14 protein-coding genes are annotated in these 12,176 nt (G+C 74.9%); 7 read left to right on the plus strand and 7 right to left on the minus strand.

The window, feature by feature from the left end:
- Positions 1-26 precede the first annotated feature (26 nt).
- Positions 27-371, minus strand: coding sequence for a histidine triad nucleotide-binding protein (locus K1Y72_RS14245; RefSeq protein ID WP_220166774.1), 345 nt, complete (start codon positions 369-371; stop codon positions 27-29).
- 317 nt (positions 372-688) lie between these two features.
- Here K1Y72_RS14245 and K1Y72_RS14250 point away from each other — a divergent pair, with 317 nt between their 5' ends.
- Positions 689-1,231 carry a SigE family RNA polymerase sigma factor gene (locus tag K1Y72_RS14250; protein ID WP_220166775.1) on the plus strand — a complete coding sequence of 181 codons (543 nt, stop codon included), beginning with the start codon at positions 689-691 and terminating at the stop codon, positions 1,229-1,231.
- Positions 1,228-1,902 carry a hypothetical protein gene (locus tag K1Y72_RS14255; RefSeq protein ID WP_220166776.1) on the plus strand — a complete coding sequence of 225 codons (675 nt, stop codon included), beginning with the start codon at positions 1,228-1,230 and terminating at the stop codon, positions 1,900-1,902. The genes K1Y72_RS14250 and K1Y72_RS14255 overlap by 4 nt, the downstream gene beginning before the upstream one ends.
- A gap of 60 nt (positions 1,903-1,962) precedes the next feature.
- Here the strand turns inward: K1Y72_RS14255 and K1Y72_RS14260 are convergent, their stop codons facing one another.
- The 3 genes from K1Y72_RS14260 to hrcA are packed head-to-tail and all read right to left on the minus strand — an operon-like array spanning position 1,963 to position 4,850.
- Complete coding sequence (locus tag K1Y72_RS14260; protein ID WP_220166777.1) at positions 1,963-2,694, minus strand: 16S rRNA (uracil(1498)-N(3))-methyltransferase; 732 nt, start codon at positions 2,692-2,694, stop codon at positions 1,963-1,965.
- Between the two features lie 11 nt (positions 2,695-2,705).
- Entirely contained in the window at positions 2,706-3,836 is a 1,131-nt protein-coding gene (gene dnaJ, locus K1Y72_RS14265) for a molecular chaperone DnaJ (protein ID WP_220166778.1), read from the minus strand.
- Positions 3,837-4,850: a heat-inducible transcriptional repressor HrcA gene (hrcA, locus tag K1Y72_RS14270; protein ID WP_220166779.1), complete on the minus strand. Its 1,014-nt coding sequence runs from the start codon at positions 4,848-4,850 to the stop codon at positions 3,837-3,839.
- Between the two features lie 119 nt (positions 4,851-4,969).
- Here hrcA and K1Y72_RS14275 point away from each other — a divergent pair, with 119 nt between their 5' ends.
- On the plus strand, positions 4,970-5,785 hold the full coding sequence (locus tag K1Y72_RS14275; RefSeq protein ID WP_220166780.1) for a DUF3097 domain-containing protein: 816 nt from the start codon (positions 4,970-4,972) through the stop codon (positions 5,783-5,785).
- 34 nt (positions 5,786-5,819) lie between these two features.
- Positions 5,820-6,422, plus strand: coding sequence for a DUF4870 domain-containing protein (locus K1Y72_RS14280; protein WP_220166781.1), 603 nt, complete (start codon positions 5,820-5,822; stop codon positions 6,420-6,422).
- Here K1Y72_RS14280 and hemW read toward each other — a convergent pair.
- Together hemW and K1Y72_RS14290 are read right to left on the minus strand one after the other, a co-directional pair.
- A complete protein-coding gene (gene hemW, locus K1Y72_RS14285) occupies positions 6,415-7,623 on the minus strand; it encodes a radical SAM family heme chaperone HemW (RefSeq protein WP_220166782.1) in 1,209 nt (402 codons plus the stop codon). The two genes, K1Y72_RS14280 and hemW, sit on opposite strands and share 8 nt — an antisense overlap.
- Positions 7,624-7,673: 50 nt before the next feature.
- On the minus strand, positions 7,674-8,114 hold the full coding sequence (locus tag K1Y72_RS14290) for a hypothetical protein (protein WP_220166783.1): 441 nt from the start codon (positions 8,112-8,114) through the stop codon (positions 7,674-7,676).
- Positions 8,115-8,322: 208 nt separating this feature from the next.
- Here K1Y72_RS14290 and K1Y72_RS14295 point away from each other — a divergent pair, with 208 nt between their 5' ends.
- The 3 genes from K1Y72_RS14295 to K1Y72_RS14305 all read left to right on the plus strand — a co-directional run bounded on the left by K1Y72_RS14295 (position 8,323) and on the right by K1Y72_RS14305 (position 11,239).
- A complete protein-coding gene (locus tag K1Y72_RS14295) occupies positions 8,323-9,210 on the plus strand; it encodes a hypothetical protein (protein ID WP_220166784.1) in 888 nt (295 codons plus the stop codon).
- A gap of 48 nt (positions 9,211-9,258) precedes the next feature.
- The gene (locus K1Y72_RS14300; protein WP_220166785.1) at positions 9,259-10,659 is read left to right on the plus strand and encodes a hypothetical protein; all 1,401 of its coding nucleotides are present in this window, start codon (positions 9,259-9,261) and stop codon (positions 10,657-10,659) included.
- 67 nt (positions 10,660-10,726) lie between these two features.
- Positions 10,727-11,239 carry a magnetosome magnetite crystal formation protein family gene (locus tag K1Y72_RS14305; protein ID WP_220166786.1) on the plus strand — a complete coding sequence of 171 codons (513 nt, stop codon included), beginning with the start codon at positions 10,727-10,729 and terminating at the stop codon, positions 11,237-11,239.
- Positions 11,240-11,282: 43 nt separating this feature from the next.
- Here the strand turns inward: K1Y72_RS14305 and K1Y72_RS14310 are convergent, their stop codons facing one another.
- Positions 11,283-12,050, minus strand: a complete 768-nt coding sequence (locus K1Y72_RS14310; protein WP_220166787.1) for a Uma2 family endonuclease — start codon at positions 12,048-12,050, stop codon at positions 11,283-11,285.
- Between the last annotated feature and the right edge of the window lie 126 nt (positions 12,051-12,176).

Here is a 12,176-nt window from a genome sequence, read left to right on the forward strand (position 1 = left end):
GGCGGGGCCGGTCGCGGCGGCGGGGGTCAGCCGGGCGGCCAGTTGAGGCCACGGCCGCCGAGGACGTGCGCGTGCACGTGGAAGACGGTCTGGCCGGCCTCCGCGCCGGTGTTGAAGACGATCCGGTAGCCGCTATCGGCGACGCCCTCGGCCGCGGCGACCTCGTGGGCCTCGCGGAGCAGGTCGGCGGTCAGGCCGGGGTCGGCGGCGGCGAGCGCGGCGGCGTTCGGGTGGTGGTCGCGCGGGATGACCAGCACGTGGGTGGGCGCCTGCGGGTTGATGTCGCGGAAGGCCAGGGTGCGCTCCGACGCGCGGACGACCTCGGCGGGCACGTCCCCCGAAACGATCTTGCAGAAGAGGCAGTCCGTCATGGGCGAACACTATCGCCGCAGCGGCGGGGCGGGCGGCATCGGCCCGTGCGGTGACGGGGCCGCGCGCCGCCGGGTCGATCGTCCTGTCATGGATCGACCCAAGACGCCCCTTACTCGGTTTAAGGTTGGCAATTCAGGCGTTCCCCCGGCGCTGCGCACTCCCGCCTGAACCGGCCGGGACCGCCATGTCCACGCCGTTCTCGGAGGCGGTCCGGAAGGGGCGGCCGGGGCACGGTGAAGGCGGCGAAAAGGTGACCGGGGCAAGACAGAAGATGGCCTTTCGTAAACCGGGTGACGAGGCTGGGCGTCCCACTGACGTGACCGAGACCCTCGTGGCCAGGGGCGCGGCGGGGGCGGTGGCCGTCGCCTGGGATGCCGACCAGGCGGTGACCGCGCTGTACAGCGCGAACTACCGCTCCCTCGTGCGGCTGGCCGCCATGCTGGTGCGCGACGCGGGGACGGCCGAGGAGGTCGTGCAGGACGCGTTCGTCGCCATGCACGGCGGCTGGCGGCGCCTCCGCGACCCCGACAAGGCGCTGTCGTACCTGCGGCAGTCGGTGGTGAACCGGTCGCGGTCGGTGCTGCGGCACCGCGCCGTCGTGGAGAAGTACGCCCCGAAGGGGCTGCCGGACGCGCCGAGCGCGGAGGCGGGCGCGATCGGGGAGCTGGAGCGCTCCGCGGTCGTGGCGGCCCTGCACCGGCTCCCCGCGCGGCAGCGCGAGGCGCTGGTGCTGCGCTACTACGCCGACCTGTCCGAAGCCGAGATCGCCCACAGCATGGGCATCTCGCGTGGCGCCGTGAAGAGCCACACCGCGCGCGGCATGACCGCACTACGCAACGTTCTGGAGCAGTTCTCATGACCACGGGCCCCCACGACGAGCTCGGCGAGGTCCTGCGCCGCGCCCTGAACGCGGAGGCGGACCAGGTCAGCCCTTCCCCCGGCGGCCTGGAGCGCATCCGCGGCCGCATCGACGACCGGCGGCGCGCCCGCTGGCCGGGCTGGGAGTGGTTCACCGCGACCTGGGGCAGGCCGGTGCTCGCGGTCGGCGCGGCCGTGGTGATCGCCGGCATCGGCGTCTCGGCGCCGCAGACCCTCGACATCATCCAGGCCGGCGGGAGCGGCTCCCCCGACCACGGCCGCCAGTCGGGCCCCGTTCAGGGCGGCCCGCCGTCGCAGGGCGTCCCGGCCGGGACGCAGTCGGCTCCCGGGCACGGTCCGGACGCGGGCGCGTCGCGGCCCACCGCGGCCCCGTCCCCGACCTCCTCCTCGGGCGGCACGGCCTGCCCGTCGCCGACGGCGAAGGGTCCCTCGTCGCCGTCCAGCGCCACGGCGGCCAACGCGCACGGCAAGTCCGGGTCCTGCCCGACGCCGACCGCGGCGCCGACGAGCGCGCCGCCGGCCACCACGCCGCCGCCGCAGTCCAGCACGTCGCCGACCCCGGCTCCGACGACGGACCAGCCGACGGCCACCGAAACGCCGAGCGACTCGGCCGCGGCCAACAACCCGGCCGACGCCGGCGTCTCCCCCTAGCCGTACGCGCGAACGCCCCGCTCCCCCTGGGTCAGGGAGGCGGGGCGTTCGCGCGTCCGGCTACCAGCGTCCTGTGGCGGCCAGCAGGACCGACGCGGCGGCGACTCCGGCGGTGGAGGTGCGCAGCACCGTCGGCCCGAGCCTGACGGCCCTGCCGCCGGCATCGGCGAACGCCTCCAGTTCCTCGGGGGCGATGCCGCCCTCGGGGCCGACCACCACGACGAGGTCGCCGGCGGTGGGCGGCGCGACGGCGCTGAGCGGCTCCGCCGCCTCCTCGTGCAGGACGACGGCGCCGGCGGCGCCCGCGATGCGGGCGGCGACGGCCTTGGTGGAGGCGAGGTCGGCGACCTCGGGGAGGCGGGCCCGGCGGGCCTGCTTGCCGGCCTCGCGGGCGGTGCTCCGCCAGCGGGCGAGGGCCTTGGCGCCGCGCTCGGCCTTCCACTGGGTGACGCAGCGCGCCGCCGACCAGGGAACGATCTCGTCGACGCCGACCTCGGTCATCGTCTCGACGGCGAGCTCGCCGCGGTCGCCCTTCGGCAGCGCCTGCACCACGACGAGGCGCGGCGCGGGCGGCGGCTCGCGGTGGCGGGCGAGCACCTCCAGCGTCAGCGACACCTTGCCCGCGCCGGTGACGACGCACTCGGCGAGCAGCCCGGCGCCGTCGGTGAGGTCGACGCGCTCGCCGGCCCGCAGGCGGCGCACCGCCGCGGCGTGCCGCCCCTCCGGGCCGTCGAGGACGACGGCGGCGCGCTCCAGCGCGGCGCCGTCGGCCAGGAACACCGGCGGACTCATGACCGGCCGCCCTAGTGCTGGTTGAACACGTCGCGCAGGCGCGAGAACACCCCGCGCTGCCCGGGGGCGAACTTGCCGGGCGGGCGCTCCTCGCCGCGCAGCTTGGCGAGGCGGCGGAGCAGCTCCTCCTGCTCCTCGTCCAGGTGGCCCGGCGTCTCGACGTTGACGTGGATGTTGAGGTCGCCGCGGCCGCTCTCGTTGAGGTGGCGGACGCCGCGCCCGTACATGGTGATCACCTGTCCGGCCTGGGTGCCGGGCTTGATGTCGACGTCCTCGGCGCCGTCCAGCGTCTCCACCGTCACGGTGGTGCCGAGGGCGCCCGCGGTCATCGGGATCTCCACGGTGCAGTGCAGGTCGTCGCCGTCCCGCTCGAAGATCGGGTGCGGGCGCTCGACGATCTCCAGGAAGAGGTCGCCGGGCGGGCCGCCGCCGGGGCCGACCTCGCCCTCGCCGGCGAGCTGGATGTGGATGCCGTTCTCCACCCCGGCCGGGATCTTGACCTTGACGTTGCGCCGCGACCGGACCCGGCCGTCGCCCGCGCACTCGGGGCAGGGGTTGCGGATGACGCTGCCGAAGCCGCCGCACTGCGGGCAGGGCCGGGCCGTCATGACCTGGCCGAGGAAGGACCGCTGCACCTGCTGCACCTCGCCGCGGCCGTTGCAGGTGTCGCAGGTGTCGGGATGGGTGCCGGGCGCGGTGCCCTCGCCCTGGCAGGAGGTGCAGGTCACCGCGGTGTCGATGGACAGCTCGCGGGTGGTGCCGAAGGCGCTCTCGGCGAGGTCGAGCTCGACGCGCAGCGTGGCGTTGCGGCCGCGCCGGGCGCGGCTGCGCGGGCCCCGCGCGGACGCGGTGCCGAAGAAGGCGTCCACGATGTCGCTGAACTGGAACCCCGCGCCGGGGCCGAAGCCGCCGGGACCGCCGCCGCGCGCGAACGGGTCGGCGCCGAGGTCGTACATCTCGCGCTTCTTGGGGTCGGAGAGCACCTCGTACGCCTGGGTGATCTCCTTGAAGCGCTCCTGCGTCCCGGGGTCGGGGTTGACGTCAGGATGCAGCTCGCGGGCCAGCCGCCGGTATGCCTTCTTGACCTCGTCCGGACCGGCGTCGCGTGCGATGCCGAGGGTCGCGTAGTAGTCGTTGGCCACTTACGACCCCGCCAGGATCTGTCCGACGTAGCGTGCCACTGCCCGTACCGCTCCCATCGTGCTGGGGTAATCCATGCGTGTCGGCCCGAGTACACCGAGGCGGGCCAGGGTCATGTCGCCCGTGCCGTAACCGGCGGCGACGACGGAGGTGGACCGGAGCCCCTCGTCGGGGTTCTCGGTGCCGATCCGCACCGTAACAGTAGAGGAGTCGCCGGTCTCGCCGAGCAATCGCATGAGCACCACCTGTTCCTCCAGCGCCTCCAGGACGTCGCGCAGGCTCTGCGAGAAGTCCACGTGGGCGAGGTTGGCGGCGCCGGCGAAGACGATCTTCTCCTCGTGCCGGTCGACCAGGCTCTCCAGCAGCACCGACAGCACCGCGCCCGCCAGCGGCCGGTCGTCCGCGCCGATCTTCTCGGGAAGGTCGGCGACGGCCAGCGGCACCTCGCCGAGGCCGCACCCGTCCAGGCACGTGTTGAGCAACGCCCGCAGGTGGCCGATCGATTCCTCGCTGACCGGGCCGAGCGTCTCGATGAGCCGCTGCTCGACCCGCCCGGTGTTGAGGATCACCACCAGCAGCAGCCGGTGCGCGGCCACCGGGACGATCTCCACGTGCCGCACCGTCGAGCGGGTGAGCGAGGGGTACTGCACGACCGCGACCTGCCGGGTGAGCTGCGCGAGCAGCCGCACCGTGCGGCCGACGACGTCGTCCAGGTCGTAGGCGCCGCCGAGGAAGGTCTCGATGGCGCGCCGCTCGGCCGACGACAGGGGCTTGATCTGCGACAGCCGGTCCACGAACAGCCGGTAGCCCTTGTCGGTCGGCACCCGGCCCGCGCTGGTGTGCGGCTGGGTGATGTAGCCCTGCTCCTCCAGCACCGCCATGTCGTTGCGGATCGTCGCCGAGGAGACGCCGAGGTTGTGGCGGTCCACCAGGGCCTTGGACCCGACCGGCTCGTTGGTGGACACGTAGTCCTCCACGATGGCGCGCAGGACGGCGAGTTTCCTGTCGTCGAGCACCCGGCCACCTCCCATGCCCCTTGTACTGGCACTCCGTACTTCCGAGTGCCAAGTGTACGGCCCGCCGGGCCCGGTCCGGAGGTGCCGGGCGGCCCGCGGTCTCGTTAAAGTCCCCTTCCATGGCGACGCGCGACTACGGCGAGGACGTACTGGCGGGCGACTGGCGGCTGCCGCGCAAGGGCACGATCCCCGAGATCCCGGCGGAACCGGGCCTGGTGGCGGAGGATCCGGCCAGCGGGTTCTGCGGCGCCGTGGTCGGCTGCGACAAGTTCGGCGTCACGCTGGAGGACCGGTTCGGCAAGCGCCGCCTGTTCCCCCTCGCGCCCGCCGGGTTCCTCATCGACGGCGCGCCGGTGACGCTCGTGCGGCCCGCCGCCGCCCCCGCCGGGCCGGCGCGGTCGGCGTCCGGGTCGATCGCGGTGCGGGGGCTGCGGGCGAAGGTGGCCCGGGAGAGCCGGATCTACGTCGAGGGCCGGCACGACGCCGAGCTGGTGGAGAAGATCTGGGGCCACGACCTGCGGGTCGAGGGCGTCGTCGTGGAGTACCTGGAGGGCGTCGACGACCTGCCCGCGATCGTCGCCGAGTTCGGCCCCGGGGAGGGGCGCCGCCTCGGCGTCCTGGTCGACCACCTGGTCGAGGGCTCCAAGGAGAGCCGGATCGCCGCGCGGGTCTCCTCGCCGCACGTGCTGGTCACCGGGCACCCGTTCATCGACGTCTGGGCGGCGGTCAAGCCGGCGGCGGTCGGCATTCGGGCCTGGCCCGACGTCCCGCGCGGCGTACCTTGGAAGGAAGGGGTGCTGGACGCGCTCGGCTGGCGGGAGGAGACCGGCGCGGCCTGGCAGCGGATCCTCGGCTCGGTGTCGGCGTACGGCGACCTGGAGCCGGCGCTGCTCGGCCGGGTCGAGGAACTGATCGACTTCGTCACGGCGCCCTGAACCCGACCTCCTCGATCCGGAACCCGGGGGACAGATGACCGACGGACCGCAGGACCACTCCGAGCAGGGCGACCCCTACGGCGGGCGGCAGTACGGGCAGCAGTACGGGCAGCAGCCCTACGGGCAGGCGCCGTACGGCCAGGACCCGTACCAGCAGTACGGCCAACAGCAGCAGTACGGGCAGCAGCAGTACGGGCAGCAGCAGCCGTACGGGCAGCCCGGGTACGGGCAGCAGCCCTACGGCTACGGCCAGCCCGCCTACGGCTACGACGCCTACGGGCAGGTGCAGCCGTACCAGGCGGCGGGGCAGCCGACGCAGGACGAGCGGACGTGGGCGATGCTCGGCCACCTCGGCCAGCTCATCGCCGGATTCATCGCGCCGCTGGTGGTCTACCTGGCCCGCAAGGACCAGTCGCCGTTCCTGCGGCACCACGGCGCCCAGGGCCTGAACTTCGCGATCACCCAGCTGGTCTACCTGATGATCAACTTCATCCTGATCTTCCTGATCATCGGCATCTTCACCATGATCGCCTTCAGCATCGCCCAGGTGGTGTTCCTCATCCTGGCGTCGGTCGCCGCCAACCGGGGCGAGTGGTACCGCTTCCCGGCCTTCATGGCCTGGCCGATGATCAAGTGAGGTCGCGGACCACGGCGTCGGCGAGCAGGCGGCCGCGCAGCGTCAGCACGGCCCGGCCGCGCTCGTAGGGCTCCTCCTCGACCAGCCCTTCGGCGACGGCGCGGCGCACCGCGCCGTCGTCGAGCAGGTCCAGCGGGCAGCCCCCGGCGAGCCGGATCTCCAGCATGATCCGCTCGAACCGGCGGTCCTCGTCCGCCAGCACCTCGCGGGCGTGCGCGGGCGTCACGCCCTCGGCGAGGCGGGCCGCGTACGCCGCGGGGTGCTTGACGTTCCACCAGCGGGTGCCGCCGACGTGGCTGTGCGCGCCGGGGCCGACGCCCCACCAGTCGGCGCCCGTCCAGTACAGCAGGTTGTGCCGGCAGGCGGCCTCGGGCGACGCCGCCCAGTTGGAGATCTCGTACCAGTGCAGGCCGTGCGCCGACAGCAGCTCCTCGGCCATCAGGTAGCGGTCGGCCATCGCGTCGTCGTCGGGCGGGGTCAGCTCGCCGCGGCGGACCCGCGCGGCCAGCCGGGTGCCCTCCTCCACGATCAGCGCGTACGCCGACACGTGGTCGGGGCCGCAGGCGAGGGCGGCCTCCAGGGAGGCCCGCCAGTCGGCGTCGCTCTCGCCGGGCGTCCCGTAGATCAGGTCGAGGTTGACGTGCGCGAACCCGGCCGCCCGCGTCCACTCCACGACCCGCGGGACGCGGCCGGGGGTGTGGGTGCGGTCCAGCACCTTCAGGACGTGCTCGCGGGCGCTCTGCATGCCGTAGGACACGCGGGTGAAGCCGTTCGCGCGCAGCTCGCCGAGGTAGCGGGCGTCCACGGTCTCCGGGTTGGCCTCGGTGGTGACCTCCGCGTCCGGGGCGAGCCCGAACTCGGCGTCGATCGCGGCGAGGATCCGGCCGAGGTCGCCGGGCGGCAGCAGCGTCGGGGTGCCGCCGCCCACGAACACCGTCCGGACGGGCAGGTCGGCGTCGCCGAGCACCCGCCGCGCCTGCCGCACCTCGGCGATCGCGGTCGCCGCGTAGTCGTCGCGGCTCGCGCCGGGGCCGAGCTCGGTCGCGGTGTAGGTGTTGAAGTCGCAGTAGCCGCAGCGCGTCACGCAGAACGGGACGTGCACGTAGAAGGCGAAGGGACGGGAGCCGAGGCCGGCGAGCGCGCCGCCGGGCAGCGCGCCGTCGGCGGGGACCGGATCGCCGTCGGGCAGGGTCGAGGGCACCCGCCAAGTCTGCCCTGCCCCCGGGGCTGCTCCGGACGCCCGGCGCCCGCTCAGGCGCCGGCGAGGCGCTCGCGCAGCCAGGCCGGGACGTGCTCGGCGGCGCGCGGGAACCGCTCCAGGTCGCGCCGGTAGGCGTCCGCCGTCAGCGGCGGCGTGAAGGCGGGCTCGGCGTCGAAGTCGAACTCGGCGCTGAACCGGCCGGAGCGCTCCACGTCCAGCCGGGCGGTGAACCAGGCGCCCTTGTCGCCCCGGTACATGACGCGGCGCAGCTCGTCCATCTTCCCGAGGGCCTGCCCCGGCGGCATGGACGTGCGGACCGCGCCGGTGGAGTCCTCGATCTCGAACAGCACGCTGTCGATGCCGACGGTCGCGTGGAACTCGAACCCCAGGCGTTCCCAGCCGAACGGCGCGGCGGCGCGCAGGGCCCGGACGGCGCCCTGCACCACCTCCCGCTCCTTGGCGGAGCGCAGAACCTGCTCTGCGTGGGTCACGCGGGGAACCTCCGGACGGGCGCGGGCGGGGCGGCGGGCGAGGGGACGTCACCCGACCGTACCGGGATATCCGCGCAGGTCATGGGAGGACGCCCGTGTCGCGGGCGCCGCGTGGCGGGACGGCGGGGACGTTACCGGACGATGCCCGCGTGACCGGTACGAAGATACCGGCGGCGCGCGGCCCGCCGATGCGGATAGGGTCGCCTCGATGGGCAACGGGGACGACGGCGCCGCCGGCCACTACGGGCGGGTGCCGGCACGGGTGCTGCTGCGCGGCGAGCCCGGCGGCTGGCACTACGAGGTCATCGACGAGAAGGACGGCCGCGAGCGGGTCCGGGTACCCGGCGCCGGCGTCCGCTGGGACGCGGCGGGCCGCGCCGATCCCGAGCCGTCCTGGTGGCCGCGGCGGCTCGCCGAGACGGCCGCGGCGGCCCGCGAGCTCGCCGAGCGGGCCGTCACCGACCGCACCTTCGACGAGCTCGGCGTCGAGGCCGCCATCTCCTGGTTCGCCGTGGCCGAGCCGGTCGAGTGGGAGGGCCTGGTCACCCTCCGCGACCCCGACCCGGCGCGGTTCCCCGGCCGGGTCGCGCCGTTCGTGGTGGTGCTGGAGCCCGGCCGCGGCGCGGTGCTGCCCGACGCGCACCTGCTGTTCTCCACGCCCGCCGCCGACGTCCGGTCGGTGCTCGACTCGGTCGCGCGGCGCTGCGGCGTCGAGGGCCCGGCCGCGTCGTTCCTCTGCGGCTACACCGACCACCAGAGCGTGCGGGTCGGCCGCGGCTCGCTGTCGGCGGCGTCCGCCCGCGGCCCGGACGGGGTGCCGCGGGTCGCCTGGATCTACGGGCAGCGCGCGGACGGCTGGAGCGGCAACCCCGAGCTGCGGCTCCGCCTGGACGGCGTGGACCTGCTGGACGAGCCCGCCGCGGACGTCGTCACGCTGTTCCGCGACCTCGGCCACGAGGTCCTGCAGAACGGCTACCGGGCCCTGCTGCCCGCCCTCGGGCTGCGGCTGTACGCCCCCGGCGGCGGCCGCTCCCCCGGCCGTTTCACCGGCGCCGCCCTGCAGTTCCCGGCGCCGCCCGGCGTCGACGGACCGTAGTCTCGATCTTCACCTGGCGGCCACCTCGCCCGCCTAGCCTCCGGGGCCATGAGAAGCCGCGTACGCACCACCGCCCTCGGCCTGTCCGGCGCCCTCCTCGCCGCTCCCCTTCTCACCGTCCCCGCCGCCTCCGCCCGCCCCTCCCCCGCACCGTCCGTGCGGCGCGGCGGCCCCGCCCGCACGCTGGCGTTCACCGCCGCCCGCGCCGGCGAGGCCGTCCTCTCGGTGTCCCCCGCCGCCCCCGGCGTCTCCTGGGACCGCAAGGGCGCCGAGTCCGCCGTCGTGTCCATCGCCGTGGACGGCCGGCACGTCACCGACCTCGTCGTCCCGTCCGCCACCGCGATCCCCCGCACGCTCGGTCTCGGCGCCGTGCGGCGCGGCCGCCACAGGGTGACGCTGCGCTTCGCCAAGGGCAGCGCCGCGGCGGCCCGCGTCGTCACGCTCGGGCGCCCGTCGGTGCGGGTGTCGCAGGACCCGGTGCTGCGCTTCGCGCCCGTCGTCGTCGGCCGCACCGGCCTGCCGAACAACGACCCGTACCAGAACGCCTACAGCGACACCCCGCTCGTCGCCTGGCACGAGACCAGGCCGGCCGCCACGGCCGGGCACCGGATCCTGGAGTACTCGGTGATCTGGAGCAACGAGGACGGCGGCACCGACACCCCCGCCCTGATGGCCCGCTGGGGCCGCACCACCGACATCGAGTGGGTCTACCGCGTCGAGGTGGACGAGCGGTGGCGGCGGGTGCCCGGCAGCGACGTCTACCAGGCGCCCGAGCACCAGACCTTCCACTTCACCGGCGCCTACGAGGGCGACCACCCCGTCCTGCAGACCTGCACGGTCAACAACAACATGTGCGACGCCGTCACGCCGGGCGCGCCGCTCCGCTTCCTGCTGGACGCGACCGCCACCCGGCCCGCCGACCGCGCCCGCGAAGTGATCATGGACCGGAACCCGTGGACGTACCGGATCACCTCCCAGGAGCTGGTCCGCGAGGGCAAGATCGAGAGCCCGTCCTCGCCGGCCACCAAGGCCGTCGGCGACCCGCGCTCCTACCTGTTCGCCGAGTTCGCCAAGACGACCGGCGCCGCCACCGGCACCGGGTCGGTGCCGGGCGTCGCGCTCGGCGTCCGGCTGCGCAGCGACCCGGCGCGGCTCTACCGGTCCGACCACGACGACCACGCCGTCGCCATCGACCGGGACGGCGCCGTCGCGACCACCGTCGAGCTGCCGCTCGGGACGACGCTGGACGACGTCGCGTCGCTGGAGGCGCTGCGCAGCCCCATCGGCGCCGGCGACAACGGCGCGCCCGCCACCGTCACCGCCGTCGACCGGGGGTTCTTCCTGGACGCGGGCTACCTGCCGGGCACGCCGTCGATCACCTGGCGCGGGTCGGTGACGCTCACGCCGGAGAAGCCCTCGGCGGTGCTCTGGGAACATGGGAACCTGTGAGGAGCCGATGCGTCGGAGTGGTCGTACACTCCGCCGTGACCTTCGACCCCTCGGAGAGGACGCCCTCATGTCCTACGGGCCTCCCCCGCCGCCGCCCGGTCCCCGCCCCGGCGGCTGGCAGCAGCCGCAGCAGCCGCCGGCCTGGCAGCAGCAGCACGACCAGTACCGGCGGCAGGGCGCGCCCCAGCAGGGCGGCTGGCAGCAGCAACCGCCGCAGCCGCAGCGCCCGCCCGCTCCGCAGCACTACGGGCCGGCCACCGAGGACGACCGGTCCTGGGCGCTGATGTCCTACATCGGGCAGTTCGTCGCCGGCGCGATCGCCCCGGCCGTCGTCTACCTCGGCAGGGCCCGGACGCCGTTCGTGCGGCGGCACGCCGCGCAGGCGCTGAACATGGGCATCGCCTCGGTCGCCGTCTGGGTGGTCGGGCTGCTGCTGATGCTGCTGATGGAGCAGCTCATCCTCGTCGCGGTGCTGTACACCGCGGTGATGTTCGCCGCCCTGGTGTGGGCGGCGCGGGCCGCGAACCGGGGCGAGTTCCGGCAGGTCCCGGCCGTCCTGGCCTGGCCGCTGGTCAAGTAGCCGGACGCGCGGCCCCCGGCGCGACCGCCGGGGGCCGCGCCGTCTAGCCGGCCGCCGCGTCCTCGGCCGCGGCGGCGGGGGCCGGCAGGATCGTCATGGTGCCGGGATCGCCGGGCGGCTGGTCGAGGCGGACGACGCGCCCCGGGTAGGCACGCTCGGCGATCTCGACGTCGCGCGCGTCCCACACCCCGTAGAACACCGGGCAGCCGTCCCAGAGCTCGACCTTCTCCGCGCCGGTCGGCCAGCGGTGCCCGAAGGCGTCGATGAGGAACGGGTCCTCGCGGTGCGGCAGGTCGGGCCCCGCCTGGGGGGCGGCCTCGGTGGTCACGGTGCTGGGCCTCCTGGGCGCGCTGCGGCTGGGCAGCCGGTCGAAGATGTCGTCGAGGTCGAGCCGGATCGGGAACGGGCGGGACAGCTCGGCCGGGCCGCCCCGCACCGCCCGCGCGACGTGCGCGTAGCGGCCGTCGCCGCCGAGCTCGTACACCTGCACCTCGGGCTCGTCGTCCCGCAGGTCCACCACCCAGTACGACGGCACGGCGAACCGCTCGTACAGGTCCTTCTTGGCCCGGAGGTCGGCGCCGCGCGAGGCGTCGGACGCCACCTCGACGGCGAGCAGCGGGGCGCCCCGGATGTACCAGAGGTCGCCGCGCGCCTGCTCCTTGCGGTAGACCATGAGGTCGCACCGGAGCCAGGTGTCGTCCGACACGCGGGCGCCGAACCCGGTGAGCGACTCCTGGCCCGGCAGCTCGGCCAGCCCGACGGGGACCACGAGGTCCGAGACGAGCACCTGATGCAGCAGCGTGTGCGTCACAACGCCCAGTGTCCTCGCCCGGACAGTCCGTCACCACCGCTTTGCGAGATCCCCCTGACCTTCCGTCGCCCTGCCGGGACGGACGGCTACTTCTTCGCCTTGTCCGCCGACGCCTCGGTGGTGGAC

Origin of the sequence: Actinomadura parmotrematis (assembly GCF_019458805.1) — a bacterium.
Classification (GTDB): Bacteria; Actinomycetota; Actinomycetes; order Streptosporangiales; family Streptosporangiaceae; genus Spirillospora; species Spirillospora parmotrematis.

Coding starts and splice junctions, on each gene's coding strand:
- K1Y72_RS14245 (WP_220166774.1), bottom strand. CDS start 371: ATGACGGACTGCCTCTTCTGCAAGATCGTTTCGGGGGACGTGCCCGCC.
- K1Y72_RS14255 (WP_220166776.1), top strand. CDS start 1,228: ATGACCACGGGCCCCCACGACGAGCTCGGCGAGGTCCTGCGCCGCGCC.
- K1Y72_RS14260 (WP_220166777.1), bottom strand. CDS start 2,694: ATGAGTCCGCCGGTGTTCCTGGCCGACGGCGCCGCGCTGGAGCGCGCC.
- K1Y72_RS14275 (WP_220166780.1), top strand. CDS start 4,970: ATGGCGACGCGCGACTACGGCGAGGACGTACTGGCGGGCGACTGGCGG.
- K1Y72_RS14280 (WP_220166781.1), top strand. CDS start 5,820: ATGACCGACGGACCGCAGGACCACTCCGAGCAGGGCGACCCCTACGGC.
- K1Y72_RS14295 (WP_220166784.1), top strand. CDS start 8,323: ATGGGCAACGGGGACGACGGCGCCGCCGGCCACTACGGGCGGGTGCCG.
- K1Y72_RS14300 (WP_220166785.1), top strand. CDS start 9,259: ATGAGAAGCCGCGTACGCACCACCGCCCTCGGCCTGTCCGGCGCCCTC.
- K1Y72_RS14305 (WP_220166786.1), top strand. CDS start 10,727: ATGTCCTACGGGCCTCCCCCGCCGCCGCCCGGTCCCCGCCCCGGCGGC.